General features: G+C 37.3%; 15 protein-coding genes. 11 read left to right on the top strand and 4 right to left on the bottom strand.

The features are described from left to right. Positions 1-15: 15 nt before the first annotated feature. Both ALW18_01560 and ALW18_01555 read right to left on the bottom strand, forming a co-directional pair. Positions 16-2,322, bottom strand: a complete 2,307-nt coding sequence (locus tag ALW18_01560; GenBank protein ID AOE51324.1) for a salicylyl-CoA 5-hydroxylase — start codon at positions 2,320-2,322, stop codon at positions 16-18. Next, a complete protein-coding gene (locus ALW18_01555) occupies positions 2,322-2,936 on the bottom strand; it encodes a hypothetical protein (GenBank protein AOE51323.1) in 615 nt (204 codons plus the stop codon). The genes ALW18_01560 and ALW18_01555 overlap by 1 nt, the downstream gene beginning before the upstream one ends. 157 nt (positions 2,937-3,093) lie before the next feature. Here ALW18_01555 and ALW18_01550 point away from each other — a divergent pair, with 157 nt between their 5' ends. The 10 genes from ALW18_01550 (at position 3,094) to ALW18_01505 (ending at position 12,838) form a co-directional block, all read left to right on the top strand. After that, positions 3,094-3,513: a transposase gene (locus ALW18_01550; protein AOE51322.1), complete on the top strand. Its 420-nt coding sequence runs from the start codon at positions 3,094-3,096 to the stop codon at positions 3,511-3,513. A gap of 102 nt (positions 3,514-3,615) precedes the next feature. Then, positions 3,616-4,989 (top strand): porin, encoded by a 1,374-nt coding sequence (locus ALW18_01545; protein ID AOE51321.1) that lies wholly within the window; start codon positions 3,616-3,618, stop codon positions 4,987-4,989. Between the two features lie 22 nt (positions 4,990-5,011). Then, positions 5,012-6,547 carry an MFS transporter gene (locus ALW18_01540; GenBank protein ID AOE51320.1) on the top strand — a complete coding sequence of 512 codons (1,536 nt, stop codon included), beginning with the start codon at positions 5,012-5,014 and terminating at the stop codon, positions 6,545-6,547. An 11-nt stretch (positions 6,548-6,558) separates the two neighbouring features. Then, the gene (locus ALW18_01535) at positions 6,559-6,777 is read left to right on the top strand and encodes a hypothetical protein (GenBank protein ID AOE51319.1); all 219 of its coding nucleotides are present in this window, start codon (positions 6,559-6,561) and stop codon (positions 6,775-6,777) included. A gap of 63 nt (positions 6,778-6,840) precedes the next feature. Next, positions 6,841-7,035: a hypothetical protein gene (locus ALW18_01530; protein ID AOE51318.1), complete on the top strand. Its 195-nt coding sequence runs from the start codon at positions 6,841-6,843 to the stop codon at positions 7,033-7,035. Beyond that, complete coding sequence (locus ALW18_01525) at positions 7,028-9,715, top strand: sodium:proline symporter (protein AOE51317.1); 2,688 nt, start codon at positions 7,028-7,030, stop codon at positions 9,713-9,715. The genes ALW18_01530 and ALW18_01525 overlap by 8 nt, the downstream gene beginning before the upstream one ends. A gap of 16 nt (positions 9,716-9,731) precedes the next feature. Next, positions 9,732-10,100, top strand: coding sequence for a transcriptional regulator (locus ALW18_01520; GenBank protein AOE51316.1), 369 nt, complete (start codon positions 9,732-9,734; stop codon positions 10,098-10,100). A gap of 84 nt (positions 10,101-10,184) precedes the next feature. Then, positions 10,185-12,092, top strand: a complete 1,908-nt coding sequence (locus ALW18_01515; GenBank protein ID AOE51315.1) for an acetyl-CoA synthetase — start codon at positions 10,185-10,187, stop codon at positions 12,090-12,092. 82 nt (positions 12,093-12,174) lie between these two features. Next, positions 12,175-12,648, top strand: a complete 474-nt coding sequence (locus ALW18_01510; GenBank protein AOE51314.1) for a hypothetical protein — start codon at positions 12,175-12,177, stop codon at positions 12,646-12,648. 10 nt (positions 12,649-12,658) lie between these two features. Next, positions 12,659-12,838 (top strand): hypothetical protein, encoded by a 180-nt coding sequence (locus ALW18_01505; protein ID AOE51313.1) that lies wholly within the window; start codon positions 12,659-12,661, stop codon positions 12,836-12,838. Between the two features lie 8 nt (positions 12,839-12,846). Here the strand turns inward: ALW18_01505 and ALW18_01500 are convergent, their stop codons facing one another. Both ALW18_01500 and ALW18_01495 read right to left on the bottom strand, forming a co-directional pair. Next, positions 12,847-13,452, bottom strand: coding sequence for a DNA polymerase III subunit epsilon (locus tag ALW18_01500; GenBank protein ID AOE51312.1), 606 nt, complete (start codon positions 13,450-13,452; stop codon positions 12,847-12,849). A gap of 4 nt (positions 13,453-13,456) precedes the next feature. After that, the gene (locus ALW18_01495; GenBank protein AOE51311.1) at positions 13,457-15,373 is read right to left on the bottom strand and encodes a nucleotidyltransferase; all 1,917 of its coding nucleotides are present in this window, start codon (positions 15,371-15,373) and stop codon (positions 13,457-13,459) included. Positions 15,374-15,532: 159 nt separating this feature from the next. On the opposite strand from ALW18_01495, the gene ALW18_01490 reads away from it, so the two are divergent. Then, the gene (locus tag ALW18_01490; protein AOE51310.1) at positions 15,533-16,039 is read left to right on the top strand and encodes a hypothetical protein; all 507 of its coding nucleotides are present in this window, start codon (positions 15,533-15,535) and stop codon (positions 16,037-16,039) included. The last annotated feature ends 145 nt before the right edge of the window (positions 16,040-16,184 follow it).

Below are 16,184 nucleotides of genomic sequence, written 5' to 3'. Positions count from 1 at the left end.
CACTATACTGTAATATTACTTTTTATGTGTTACCGGTTTTAATGCCATTTTCATGCCTTCGATAGCTTTACGTTCACCATTTTTGTACGGATAATGGTGCGATGCCGCTGCCATGTATTGTTTAGGTATTCCTGCCGATTGCAGGTCGTTAGCTTTATATTGTTCATATGCCTGTGCATTGCGCACAAACGCAGTATCTAGTAATAGTGTTTTGCCAAGGGCTACTAAATCGGCACGGCCATTTAATAGTATTGTATTTATTTGGTCTATGTCCTGAATATAACCTGCGGTAATCGTGGGAATATGTACTTCATTACGAACCATATCAGAGAAAGGTGTTTGCCACATTCTGCCTATAGCCGGTTTTTGATGTTCTACAGTCAACCCTGTTGATACATTTATAATATCTGCACCTGCATTTTTAAATGCCTGGGCAATTATAATCACATCATCTTGCGTAATTCCGCCTTCTGCCCAGTCTGATGCTGAGATTCTAACGCTCATAGGCTTGTCTTTTGGAAAAACTTCGCGCATTGCAGTAAATACCCTTATTGGAAATTTTAACCGGTTTTCAATACTTCCACCAAATTCATCTTTTCGGATATTTGTTAGTGGAGAAAGAAAAGAAGCCAATAGAAAACCATGATGCGCCTGCAGTTCAATCATATCAAACCCTGCAGCATCAGCATTCTTTGCGGCGTTTACAAACTCGTTCGTAATGCAGTCCACATCTTCCACTGTCAATTCTATGGGAATAGCCATTTTCGAACTGAATGGAATAGGGGATGCAGAGATCAGCTGCCATGCTTCGTTTATAGGGTTGCCTGCATCTTCCCAAGGAAATTGTACGGCTCCTTTACGTCCCGAATGCCCCAGCTGGATTCCTATTTTAGAACTGCTGTTTTGATGAATAAAATCAGTTATTCTTCTCCATGCAATTGTTTGTTCTTCAGACCATATTCCAGGGCATCCTAAAGTGATTCTTCCTGTTGGTGATATGGCTGTAGCTTCAGTAAGAATTAGTCCTAAACCTCCTGTTGCGCGCGAACCATAATGCATTAAATGCCAGTCTGAAACCAATCCATCATTAGCGGAATATTGCTCCATCGGACTCAGAACAATACGGTTATCTAGAGTCATACCTCTTAAAGTAAAAGGAGTAAAGGCCGGTGATGTTGTAGGCTGATTTGTATTTTTGTTAAATTCTTCCTGTACTTTCTGAGGAAATGATGGGTCTCGTAATGCGAGATTTTCGAAAGTAACTTTTTTGGCTCTTGTCATTACGCTAAAGGCAAACTGCATAAAGGGATGCTGGATATGCCTGTCCATGTGTTCGAACCAATCAAGCGACACGTTCGCAGCATGCTGAATCATTTCAACACGGTTGCGGCGTAGCTTTTCGTAGTTAGCAAAAACCGATTGTATATCCGTTTTATATTTTATAACAGAATCTGCTAATGCGATAGCGCATTCCATTGCCAGTTTTGTGCCCGATCCGATAGAGTAGTGGGCCGTTGCTTTAGCATCTCCAAGTAAAACTATGTTGTCTTTACTCCACTTGTCGTTAGTAATAGCAGGGAACTGTCTCCAATGAGAGCGGTTTGATATCAATCCGTGACCATCAAGTTCTTCTTTAAATATTTCAGAAAGCTTATTTATAGTGTCCTCTTCATCAGTAGTACTAAAGCCAATTTTCTGCCAGGTTTCGTCAGTTGTCTCAAAAATCCATGTACTCATACCTTCTTCGTATTGATAGGTGTGTGCTACAAATGTTCCATAAGGCGTAGTTCTGAAGAAATAAGTAAAAGCATCGAGTGGGCGGGTAGAACCCATCCATACAAATTTATTGCTTTTAAGTTCTGTTTTGGTTCCAAAGTCAGTTGCGAATTTATCACGCACGCTGCTATTTATACCGTCAGCAGCTACAATTATATCAGAATCTTCAAACTGGCCTAAATCGTCCACGTTAGCTTCAAAATGCAGTTTAACTCCTTCGTCGATGCAGCGTTGCTGTAATAGTTGTAAAAGTGTTTTGCGCGAACATCCGCAAAAACCATTTCCGGTGATGCGTACTTTTTCGCCGTCGCGGGCTACATCGAGTTCATCCCAGTAAGCAAATTTGGTGCGTATTAAATCATATGATTGCGGATCTCTTGTAAGGAACTCACTAAGTGTTTCATCAGAGAATACAACGCCAAATCCAAAAGAATCATCAGCTTTGTTACGCTCGTAAATATGGATATCGCAATCAGGCATAGCCTTTTTTAGTAGAATTGAAAAATACAATCCGCCCGGGCCTCCGCCTATAACTGTTACTCTCATTATTTAAAAGGTCTTTTAATTGAAAAAATTTCACCAAGCTTAGCATAATTAGCTCCTGCTAAACGGGCTATGGGCCTGTAGGCTTCCAGGTTTATCTTATAGTCAGGCAACAATATCGATTCATCAACATGAAACATTACTACACGCCCTATCATTATTGTTGCTCCTCCATCTTTATGATCTTCAAGACTATAATGGTGTACAAGTTCGCACTCCATAGAGACGGGACTTTCTTTAACTCGTGGTGCTTTGACAAAATCTGAGGTTATAGCTGTAAGCCCTGCATAATCAAATTCATTGCCATCTGGAGGCAAGTTAACTGACGTAGCATTCATGGCATCTACTAACTCTTCGGTAGCCATATTTACTACAAACTGTTTTGTCGCCAGAACATTATTTAATGTATCTTTATTGGTGTTTCCGCTTCGTACAGTAGAAAACATTACATGCGGTGGATCTTCGCCAACAGCATTAAAAAAAGAGAAAGGAGCGAGGTTTGGAACTCCGTCTTCACTTATGCTGGACACCCAGCCGATAGGCCGTGGTATAATAGTTCCTGTAAGTATTTTATATATATCCTTCTGGCTGGTATGCTCAGGGTAAATTTTCATAATTAGTAGTAATGATTACTGCAAATAAAAGAAAATTTAATATGAATAATTCAAACTTTACTTGATTAAATTTTACAGTAAATAAAAATATTGGCAATTATTTTAATTATTCATTTTTATATATTTGCTAAAATACTATATTTATGCAAAAATACTATACATGGAGATTTTAGCCTGTCCAAAATGCCAAAGTAGCACTATCGTTAAAAGTGGTGTGATTAATGATAAACAAAGGTATTTGTGTAAAAAATGCAAATACTATTTCACTGTTAACAAACTTGGTAAAAAGATAGATAATTACTATGTTACCAAGGCTTTGCAACTTTACCTTGAAGGCCTTAGTTTTAGGGAAATTGAACGTATTATTGGTGTTTCGCACGTTACAGTGAGTAATTGGGTAAAAGAGTTTAAAATCAAGAAGCCGTCCCATGGCGATTATCATCCTACTTATAAGATATTTAACCATACAGAGCTTATAGAGCATCTTAAAAACAAAGATCAGTTATCGGGTGCCGGTATGATTATTACTGAACTCGGTGATAAGTTTATGCTTATAAAATGGGAACGTTTTAAAGACTAGCTATACTACTTTACAGAAATATATATTCAATATATATTTCTTCGTTTCAATTTAAGAATTTGGCAGTAACGAAAACGATTTTCTAACCTAACCAAACACTCTATGAAACGAATTTACGTTATTGCCGGCCTACTGTTTTCGATGGCTGCGTTCTCTCAGGGGTCAACGGAATACGGATCAGGATTAAAATTTAATCTTGACACCACAGGTACCAAATACATGCGTATCATTGCATGGAACCAAATATGGTTCAGGTCCAGTGAAATGAATCCGGGAACCATGATTAACGGTGAGGAAGCCTCTTCAAGTACCGATATTGGTAACCGCAGGCTTCGTATGTTGTTATATGCCCAGATATCTAAGAGGTATATGATACTTACACACTTCGGTATTAATAACCAAACCTTTACCAATGGCGGCGCCGCAGGTACAACAGGTACCGGAGGTTATGGCCAGGGTAAAAAACCGGGAATGTTTTTTCATGATGTATGGAATGAATATGCTGTAGTGCTTCCGCAGGCCGATAAGAAATTCAGCCTTACTTTAGGAGGAGGGTTACACTACTACATGGGTCTTTCCCGTATGACAATGTCATCTACATTGAACTATTTAGCTATTGATGCTCCAATCTTTAACTGGCCTCTGATTGAAAATTCAGATCAGTTTGCACGTCAGATGGGTATATTCGCCAAAGGTAAATACGGAAAATTTGAATATCGCTTTAGTGTAAACAAACCGTTTGCTACAAACCTGGTTCCAACAGATGTTCCCGGAGGCGGTAGGGAAGTGGCAGTTGACAATAGCGGAAACACCAAATGGTCTAAAGCCGGATATGTAGAATACCAGTTTTTAGATCAGGAATCTAACCTGCTACCTTATAAGGTTGGAAGTTATCTTGGAACCAAAAAAGTTTTCAATATAGGTGCGGGCTTTTACACAGCTCCGGATGCTACAAGAAGTTCTGTCGATGGAAACGTAAGAAAACATGATATAAAGCTTTTTGCTTTAGATGCTTTTCTGGATATGCCTTTAGGAGCACCAGAAAAGAAAATGGCAATTACGGCGTACAGTGTTTTCTATAACTACAATTTTGGTCCGAATTACTTAAGGAACCTTGGTATTATGAATGTTGGTGTCGCTAACCCGGACTTTACAGGTCAGGCAGCATTGGCAGGAGCAGGAAACCTACAGCCTACAATGGGCACAGGAAACATCTGGTACACCCAGGCTGGTTTCATGATACCCGATTCTTCGCCTAAACCGGCAGTAAGGGTTCAGCCTTTCGGTGCCTTTACCTATAAAAACTTTGAGGCTTTAGAAAAATCCAGCAGCCAGTTCGATATCGGGACTAATTTCCATCTTGACGGACAGCATGCCAAAATAACAGCGCAATATTCTACAAGGCCTGTTTATACAACTCCGGATACGTCAAGCCTTAAAGGCGAATTTATTGTACAATTACAAATCTATTTATAAAATCCAATAAAACACTATTCGTATGAGCAATACATCTACTAAAGGGATTTGGAAAGTTATTACTGCATCATCCCTGGGAACACTGATAGAATGGTATGACTTCTACATTTTTGGAAGCCTTGCTGTTGTAATATCTACAAAATTTTTCCCTGCCGATAATCCAACCGCAGCATTCCTGTCTACACTGGCAACATTTGCTGCTGGTTTTGTTGTAAGACCGTTTGGAGCACTATTTTTTGGAAGGTTGGGAGATTTAATTGGGCGTAAATATACGTTCATGGTAACCCTGTTGTTAATGGGAGGGGCAACGTTTTTAATAGGTTGTATTCCCAGTTACGAGACCATTGGGTTTATGGCACCATTATTAGTACTAGTTCTTAGATTATTACAGGGACTTGCATTAGGTGGCGAATATGGTGGGGCTGCAACTTATGTAGCTGAACACGCGCCGAAAGGGCAACGTGGTTACTGGACATCCTGGATACAGACTACAGCAACGTTTGGTTTGTTTATTTCGCTTATGGTGATCCTCGTTACAAGAGGAACATTATCTGAAGAAGCTTTTGACGAATGGGGATGGAGGGTACCATTCTGGATTTCTATCCTAATGGTTGTTGTTTCTTATTTCATCAGGAGAAAAATGCATGAATCTCCGGTATTTGCCAAAGCAAAAGCTGAAGGTAAAACAAGTACAAATCCGCTTAAAGAAAGTTTTGGTAACAAATTTAACCTTAAATTTATCCTTCTTGCGCTTTTCGGAGCAGCGATGGGTCAGGGTGTTGTATGGTATACGGGACAATTCTATGCAATGAGTTTTATGAAAACCGTAATGTTTGTCGAGTCTTCTCAAGTTGACGGACTACTTGGTTTAGCGTTGCTATTTGCTACTCCTTTCTTTGTATTCTTCGGATGGTTGAGTGACAAAGTAGGGCGAAAGGCTATTATGATGCTGGGTATGCTTTGTGCAATATTGTTATACAGGCCAATTTATGATAAAATGTATACAACTGTAGATGTTGCCAATAAAACAGAAGTAGTTACAGATACTAAACTTGATGCCATTATTAAAGAAACCAAAAACGGTCAGCTAGACTCTATTTACACAACTACAAAAGCATATTCTGACGGTACTGCTTACAAACAGGTAAAAACTGTACATTTAGAAGATGGTCAGCCAATAATAGTTGATGGTAAGGCAAAAGCAGATACTAAAACGACTATTACGATAAATTCATCTGACAGATGGATGTTAATATTCCTTGTATTTATTCAGGTAATATTTGTAACTATGGTTTACGGTCCTATTGCGGCATTCCTTGTAGAAATGTTTCCTGTTAAGATCAGGTATACATCTATGTCACTGCCATATCATGTGGGTAACGGTATATTTGGCGGACTGCTTCCTGCTGTTTCAACTTACTTCGTAACAACAGCTAAAGATGCAGGCGATGCTAAGTTTTACCTGGAAGGTTTATGGTATCCGATTATAATAGCGGCTATCAGTTTTGCCATAGGTATGATTTACCTTAAGTCTAAAAATAATGTAGAACACGATTAAAACAAAGAAATATGAAAGCATTAAAAAGAGTACTTGGAGTTTTATGGCTTTTACTGGCTGCTGCAGCTGCGTACTATTGCATAACCTTTGGATGGCCAAGATTTACTTCGGGCAAAATTGACGACCTGGTATTTGGCATTATCCTGCTATTTGTTTTAACGCCGCTAATTTCTTTAGGGTTAGGAACATTTGGTTATTATGCCCTTAGAGGAGAGTATGACAACGTATAATTGATTTATTTTTTATAATTTTCCGTAGCTCCTCTTAAGGGGCTACGGTTTTTACTATCAGGTATGAAAAAAAGGCACGAGCAAAAACTAATTATCTTATCTATATTGCTGCTAATGGCATTCAATATGCCTTTGCTATTGCTTTTTGATAGTGCACAGCCTGTATTTGGAGTTCCCGTTATTTATGTTTATTTCTTTTCGGTATGGCTAGCCTCAATACTTGTTTCCTTATATGTAATTAAACGATATTATGAGTAGCGCCGCATTACTTTTTATTTTATCGCTCTATCTCGCGCTGCTATTTTTTGTAGCGCATTGGGCTGAAAAAAAAGCCAATACAAAGTGGACGAATAATCCGTACATCTATTCATTATCGCTAGCGGTGTACTGTTCTGCGTGGACATACTATGGAAGCATTGGTGTCGCAGCAAATTCGGGAATCACTTATTTACCTGTCTATATCGGGCCTATATTAATTATTCCGGCTTGGATGCTTATTCTTCGTAAGATCATACGAATATCGCGGGTTAATAAAATATCCAGTATTGCCGATTTTATCTCTTTGAGATACGGTAATAGCCGCTCACTAGGAGCACTGGTTACATTTATATGCTTACTTGGAATTTTACCTTATATAGCACTCCAGCTTAAGGCTATAGCTGAAACTTTCCATGTAGTGACAATGACAAATTCATCTGATAGTATTTTTAACGATACAACTACTTATGTAGCTATAGCATTGGCGTTGTTTGCATCCTATTACGGAACACGTTATGTAGATGCATCGGAGAAAAGAAAAGGTATTGTTACTGCTGTAGCAATGGAATCGCTACTAAAGTTGTTCTTCTTCTTACTGGTTGGCTTGTACGTAACTTTCTTTGTTTTTGATGGTTTTGATGATATTTACCAAAAAGCGTCGCTGCTTAATAATTTTACAGAGAAGAATACTATCGGCGGAATACCTCAAGCAATTAATTGGTCCTTTTTGTGTGTGTTATCGCTGTTTGCAATCTTTTTGCTTCCGAGGCAATTTCAGATGGGGGTAATAGAAAACAATCGCGAAAATCATATAAAAACCGCAGTATGGGTGTTTCCGTTGTATATGCTGCTTATTAATATTTTTGTATACCCGATAGCCTGGGGAGGAAACATACTTTTTGAAGGGTCTGATGTAAACGCAGATACGTATTCGCTACTCATACCTCAATTCATGAACAATCAAACCATTACTGTTTTGGTTTTTCTTGGGGGATTTTCTGCAGCAATATCCATGATTGTCGTATCGTCAATAGGCCTTTCAACTATGCTGAGTAACAATATATTAATTCCGTATGGTTTTTTAGGGTCGTTACAAACAGGTAACCAGGTAGAGAACACAAAGCGTATTGTAAACATCCGTAAGGTGGGCATTTTCAGCCTTATCATTATCTCGTACTTTATTTACAGGGTTTTGGTTTTAGATTACGATCTGGTTTCAATAGGGCTTTTATCATTCGTGATTATTGCTCAGTTGGCACCATCATTTTTCGGCGCAATATTTTGGAGAAGAGGATCGCTTTATGGCGCGACAGCAGGTATTATAGCAGGATTTTTAGTCTGCACTTATTGCGTACTCATACCTTATGCTACAGGCGTAACGCATGTAGGCAATACTTTTATCAATGACGGTCCTTTTGGTATAGCGCTTTTAAAACCTTTCGCTTTTTTAGGATTAGATTATCTGTCGCCGGTACCGCATGCAGTATTTTGGAGTATGTTCTTTAATATTTTCACTTATATGGCCGTATCAGTCAGCTTTAAAGGGAACTACAGGGAGCGCAACTATGCAGAGATGTTTGTGGATATTGACAAATATATTACGATGCATGAAAACGCCTTTATCTGGAAAGGTACTGCCTATACAAGTGATATTACAATGATATTAAAGCGTTTCCTTGGTGAAGAAAGAACACGAAGGGCAATGAATATTTTTCAGGTAAAATATGATGTAGATAAAAATCAGGAACTGGCAGATGCCAGGCTCGTTAAATTCGCCGAAAACCTGCTTACAGGGCATATTGGAACTGCTTCGGCAAAAATATTGATTTCAAGTGTGGTAAAAGAAGAAGAAATTACACTGCCGGAAGTACTTAAAATACTTGAAGAATCTAAGGAAAATATTATCATCAATAAAAAGCTGACAGAAACATCAAATGAGTTAAAATCTATTACTGCAGAACTTCAAAAAGCAAATGAAAAACTGCTGTGGAAAGATCATCAGAAGGATGAATTTCTGGATACGGTTACTCATGAGCTAAGAACTCCAATTACAGCCATTAAAGCAGCTGGGGAAATACTGCATGATGATTCAGATATGCCTGAAGATTTAAGAAAACAGTTTTTACAGAATATAATGTCGGAATCAGACAGGCTGAGCAGGCTTATTGATAAGATACTTGACCTTGAAAAGTTTGAAACAGGTAAGCAGGTATTAAACGCACAGCAGCATAATTTTGATGCTACTTTAGAGAAAGCTTTGGAACCGCTTCAGCATTTAATAAGGAATAAAGGCATAAAGGTTAAACTAAGTAAAAGTGAGAATCTTACTGCTATGTATGATGAAGACAGGATGATTCAGGTAATAACAAATCTTTTGTCAAATGCTATTAAATTTTGTCCGGATCAGGATGGAATAATTACGATATCTGCTAATGATGGGCAATATGAAATTACAACATTTGTAGCAGATAATGGTAAAGGAATTAATACAGAAGATATGGAAAATATCTTCGACAAGTTTTATCAATCGATCAATCAAAACATTAAGAAGCCTTTAGGTAGTGGGCTAGGGCTTGCTATCAGCCGCCAGATCATAGAGCATCATAAGGGAAAAATCTGGGCAGAAAATAACCAAGATGGTGGGGCTTGCCTTATCTTTACATTGCCTAAAAAGCTTTAAAATATAAAGTGTATATATGAAGAAAATGCTGATAGTAGACGACGAACCAAACATCGTTATGTCTCTTGAATATACTTTTAAAAAGAACAATTTTCAGGTTTTTATTGCCCGCGACGGACAGGAAGCTCTGGACATATTAAAAACGGAATTACCGGACATTATAATCTTAGACGTTATGATGCCAATGGTTGACGGATATGCTACTTTAGAGCAAATTAAACAGGATGAAAGACTTAACAAATGCAGGGTAATTTTCCTCTCTGCAAAAAATAAAACAAGCGATATAGAAAAGGGTATAGCATTAGGTGCAGACCTATATATGACAAAGCCATTTTCGGTTAAAAAGCTTGTAGAAGAGGTGAATACGCTTGTAAGTCATGTATAGAATTTTAGCATAAATACATCGATTGAAAGTTTATGTTTTGCTATATTTACATTAATTAACGAATAAACAACTACTACTAAAGATATGAGTTACTATCAAGTTAAAAATTTAGAACAATATTTTAAGCATTATAATAAATCTATACGCGAGCCACGAAAATTTTGGGATAAAATTGCAGATGAAAATTTTACATGGTACCAGAAATGGGACAAAGTTGTAGAATTTGATATGCAGGAAGCCGAGGTAAAATGGTTTGTAAATTCAAAAGTTAATATTACTAAGAACTGTATAGATAGACATTTGGCTAAAAGAGGTGAAAAAACAGCTATAATTTTTGAACCGAACGACCCGAAAGAAGAGGCAGTCCACATCTCTTATAACGAACTGTACGAGCGCGTATCTAAAATGGCAAATGTTCTTCGCGATCAGGGTATAAAAAAAGGGGATAGGGTATGTATCTATCTTCCTATGATTCCCGAACTTGCTATCTCTGTTTTAGCATGTGCAAGAATTGGTGCTATACATTCTGTCGTTTTTGCAGGTTTTTCAGCTTCTGCTGTAACTGCAAGGGTTAATGATTCAGCATGTAAAATGGTTATAACCTCTGATGGTGGTTTCCGTGGCAACAAAACTATTGAACTGAAATCTATTGTAGATGAAGCATTACAGAAATGCCCTTCTGTAGAAAAGGTACTTGTAGCCAAGAGAACTAATGGCAAAGTTGACATGAAAGAAGGCCGTGATCAGTGGCTTCAGCCTTTATTAGACGAAGCTGTCGGTAACAATGTAGCTGAAATTATGGATGCTGAAGACCCATTATTTATTCTTTACACTTCAGGATCTACAGGTAAGCCTAAAGGTATGTTGCATACTACAGCTGGATATATGGTTTACACTGCTTATACATTTAAAAACATATTTGCATACGAAGAAAACGACATTTACTGGTGTACTGCCGACATTGGCTGGATAACAGGTCACTCTTATATATTATACGGACCATTATTGAACGGTGCTACAACCGTAATTTTTGAAGGTATTCCTTCATATCCTGATTTTGGACGTTTCTGGGAAGTAATTGACAAACACAAAGTAACCCAATTTTATACAGCACCTACAGCAATCAGATCGTTAGCGAAAGAAAACTGGGAATGGGTAGATAAACACGACCTCTCTACGCTAAAAGTGATAGGATCTGTAGGAGAGCCTATTAATGAAGAAGCATGGCACTGGTACAATGACCATGTTGGTAAAAAGAAATCGCCAATTGTAGATACATGGTGGCAAACCGAAACCGGAGGTATTATGATATCGCCGCTTCCTTTTGTAACACCTACAAAACCAACTTATGCAACACTACCACTTCCGGGAGTGCAACCGGTACTTATGGATGAATTACGCAATGAAATTGAAGGTAACCAAGTGGTAGGCAGCCTTTGTATTAAATTTCCGTGGCCGGGGATGGCGAGGACAATATGGGGCGATCATCAGCGTTTTAAAGAAACATACTTCACTACTTTCCCGGGTAAATATTTCACAGGAGATGGTGCACTTAGAGATGAAGTAGGCTATTACAGGATTACCGGTAGGGTAGATGACGTTGTTATTGTTTCAGGGCATAACCTTGGTACAGCACCTATTGAAGATGCAATTAATGAGCATCCGGCCGTAGCAGAATCTGCTATTGTTGGTTTCCCTCACGATGTTAAAGGAAATGCGCTTTACGGATTTATTATCCTTAAAGAGTCAGGTTCAGGACGTGACAGGGAAAATCTTCAAAAAGAGATTAACGAGCACATATCCAGTCATATTGGTCCAATTGCGAAGCTTGATAAAATACAATTCGTGTCCGGTTTACCAAAAACACGTTCGGGTAAAATTATGAGAAGAATACTTAGAAAAATTGCCGAAGGCGATTTCTCTAACTTCGGAGATACATCGACATTATTAAATCCTGAAATCGTGGACGAGATTAAGGATGGAAAACTTTAGATTTTTTTATTTAAATTGAAGATGGCGGCTTTGTAGTAAGGCCGCTTTTTTTATTTTATTTAGGATATTAAAACTATTTGTGATGATTTTAAGACTATTATTATTTATCTGCTTGTCTTCTCTATTTTCGGGTCATGCCCAAAAAAGTTTTGAATTCGATTATGTAGCGGAATATAAAATAAAGGGAGGCATAAATCGCTCTATGGTTACAACTCAATATCAATTTTATAACTCTAAAGATAATAGCTATATGTTATGGGTTAACGACGATAATGAAAGCATACACATGTGGCTTACCTTAGAGAGCGGACAACGGTATTATGATAAAATAAAACGCGAGGATTTTTTTGTGGAAGCTATAAGTTTAAAATGTCCTAAAACATGGACTAAAAGAAACAGCGATTATGAAAATCTAAAAGATTATGAGGTTAGAAAACTTTCTGACACCATTATAAACACCAACAGGTATAATTGTTTTGTGGTTAACCCATTAAATAAAAAGGAGATAAAGAAAAAGAATCTTTTGCCGACGTATTATATTTCTGGACAACACTAATAATTTTAAAATGCCTTTTCTATATCCTACCGGATTACTGTATAGAAAGTGGAAGAAAGATAGTACTATTCCTAATGGAATAATAAAGGAGGTTTTTGTTGTAAAAAACAGCACTGCAGAATCTGAAATGCATTTGGTACAATATATAGCAACCAAAAAAATTATAATAATAGATATAGATTGTCGCTAGCAATACGATCAATCCTGAATTCCTAATTTCTTTTTTAGTTTTAAAAATATCAGCGCGGTGATGTAAGCATTTCCGGAAGCAGTATGTAATTCGTTTTTTTTGATTTTTAACGCATCACAAACTTCATCAAGTGTAGATTGGGTATCATCCGGCAAATCTTTCCAGCGCTGGTACAACACATTAGTATCCATTAGTGGATTTTTAATTCTTCCAAGGTCAAGGCGTTTCAAAGCCTGATTTAGCATTTCGATGTCAAGATTTACATTATGACCAACCAGTATTGCATCTTTAGCGAAGTTAAGGAATTGGATCAAAGCTTCAGCTTCTACAACTTTTTCATCATCTTTCAACGCTCCCTGTAAAGCTACAGACTGAGGCGAAAAACCATCCTGTTTAATTGATACCTCAAAATAATCTCCTATATGTATAGCATTTGAAGCAACCCCAATTCCTCCTATAGAAAGAATAACATCTTCTCTCCAGTCGAGTCCTGTAGTTTCCATATCAAAAACAACGTAACGTTTTCGCGACTTCTCATCGTCGTCGTCAAAAAGCGAAACATAATTTTTCCAAAATTGAGGAAGGTTATTACCTGTTAACCAGTCAAAAGCCATAGTGTTAGTTTATATAGGTGATGGGAAAACGGTTTTTAATCATATCCTGGATATCATTGATTGGCTGAAAACAATTTTTCAGCTTAACTTTATCTGTTTTTGATAACTCATCCAGATTTAAATACCTGCCGTTAGAATTGTTTATTAAACCCTCCTCGGTCCTGAAACGCATAAGGATATTAAATGCTTCAGCACACTCTTCATAAAGTTCAGCATTTTTAGGTTCTATTTCAGCCAGCTTTTTAAAGCGATGGTATGTATTCGTTACTTCCAGAATATTAAGGCTAAGCGATAACAATCTGGCTGCATCTATAAGAGGTTCAAGTGCGCGGCTTTTAATGTCGAAACTGTCCTTGTGTTCGCCATCATTCTCAACAAGAAACTGCCTGAAGAAACCAAGTGGTGGTGGATTTCTTAACGTATCTGCTGCGAGGTATCCGAAGAATTTTTTATTGTGATTGATGTTGTGTAATATGTTCTCGGTTAATGCATCTTCAAGGTCAGGCGCTCCATATATAAAGTCAAAGTCAAAAAAAGTAGTGCTTAATTCAACACCTTTCTCTGCCGGAGTGTTGATCCATGAATTGTATTGCTTGATCCATCCTGATAATGATTTGCACCATAACGGATTGCTAGCCAAAAGACCGGTAGGAGAGGGTTCATAACCTACCTTCTCAAGTATTTCATTTACGTGTTCTGCCAGTTCGTGGAAGTATGTTTTTACATCCTCATATTTTTCCGCAGGAACATCCTCAAATATAAGTGCATTATCCTGATCTGTACGTAACAATTGCTCTTTACGCCCCTGACTACCAACATTTACCCACGTAAATCCAACTGGTGGGGGAGATCCCATTTTAATTACAGATAGCTCAATAGCACGTCGTGTAAGCGCAATGTTTATCTCGGCAACGATGTTAGATATATGTGATACAGGTATGTTTGTATCTATAGAACTCTGAATAAGATCAGTGAGTTTTTCACGAACATATTTAAGTTCTTTAGCATTTGTTGAACGCCTGGTTTGCTTAAGCAACACACCCGGAGTATTAGACTGGGCAGCAACAACATCGTGCTCACTGATTATACCGCTAATAGCTGACTTATTACTTCCATCGCGGGTAACACATAAATGCCCAACATTATGTTTAAGCATAATCATTTGAGCCTCAGCTATAGAAATATTTTCGGGCACGGTTATTACAGGGCTTGTCATTACTGTACGGGCATCAATATCAATAGAGTAGAGGCCAGTTGCAATTTTAGACCGTAGATCCCTGTCTGTAATAATACCAATAGGCAATTGATTTTCCTGAATTATGACACTGCCAATGGCGCTGTTAGCCATAGTTTTGGCAATAAACTTCAGGATATCGTCTGCATTTGCAGTTATAGGATTCCTTGTATATTTAATGGGTTGAAAATATTGTATATCGGCTACCTGATCGCTAAAGCTATTTTCAGAAATAAGTTTTCCCTGGCGTTCCTTATCGTATGGATTACGTGTTTGCGAAGCAAAACTCTCAAGTAAAAACTCCAAAACTTTTGAATTTTCCGTAACATATGGCTGAAAAACAGCGATAGGGACAGCACACACAATGGCTTCTTCACGGGCTTTAGCCGTCATTAAGTAATCATTTTTAGCAAAAAATGGGCGTAATCCTAAAATATCGCCTTCGTCACATTTGTCTATAAGTGTCTCTTCTGCATCAGAAGTAATTGAAAGTCCAACCGCACCATCTTTTACAATGTAAAAGTCGGTGTGTGTAGCATCGCCACCTTTAAATAAAATCTGGTTTTTTTCCAAATATATAATCTTAGAATGTTCTGCAATACTGCTAAGTTCAGCACTTTCCAAAAAACTAAATGGAGGAAAATGCTTAAGAAAATCTACAATGCTTTGGGCAACAGGGTTTTTCATAATGATAGTAATGAATTTTAAAAGTAATGCTTTTTAAGATTGTATGAAAGTAAAAAGCCTACAGCAAATCCTTAAAGGTTTGTTAAAATTGGCATCAATATAATTTATGCAGAAATGCTTGTTTAAATTTACGCTTTAATTAACCATAACATTATAAAAATGAAATTTACTGCAAAAATTGCAACACTGTTTATGACAGTGTTTTTTACAACAATCGCTGTAGCACAGGACAAAAAACCTGCAAGTCCGGCTGCGACGGCTAAAGGAACAATTAATGGTGCTAACATTACTATTAATTATAGTAGCCCATCTGTTAAAGGAAGAACTATATGGGGTGAATTAGTACCTTACGGAAAAGTTTGGCGTGCTGGTGCTAATGCTGCTACGACAATTGAAACAGATAAAGCACTTAAAGTTGCAGGTAAAGATTTACCTGCAGGAAAATATAACGTTTATGTAATTCCCGAAAAAGGTAATGCTACAGTAATTTTTAGCAAAGATGCAAAAATGAATGCTTTTAATTATGATGAAGCTCAGGATCAATTACGTGTAAACGTTAAGACAAAGAAATCTTCTAAAGCTAACGAAGGACTTGTTTACACAGTAGGAAAAAATAATATTACACTTAGCTGGGAACATTTAGATATTCCGGTATCTGTAAAATAATTTAGGCTCAATTTAAATAGAAGCACATTATCTTAATATGGTAATGTGCTTTTTTATTGTTTATAACTGAAACCATAAAAAAGAAGTAAAAAGTATATTTATTATTTTACATAATATACATTATAAGTCAAATGGAGGATTATAA

Source organism: Flavobacterium psychrophilum (genome assembly GCA_001708385.1).
GTDB classification, from domain to species: domain Bacteria; phylum Bacteroidota; class Bacteroidia; order Flavobacteriales; family Flavobacteriaceae; genus Flavobacterium; species Flavobacterium psychrophilum_A.
The sequence above is the reverse complement of the archived record's forward strand: the minus strand, read 5'-3'. Positions and strand labels throughout refer to the sequence as shown.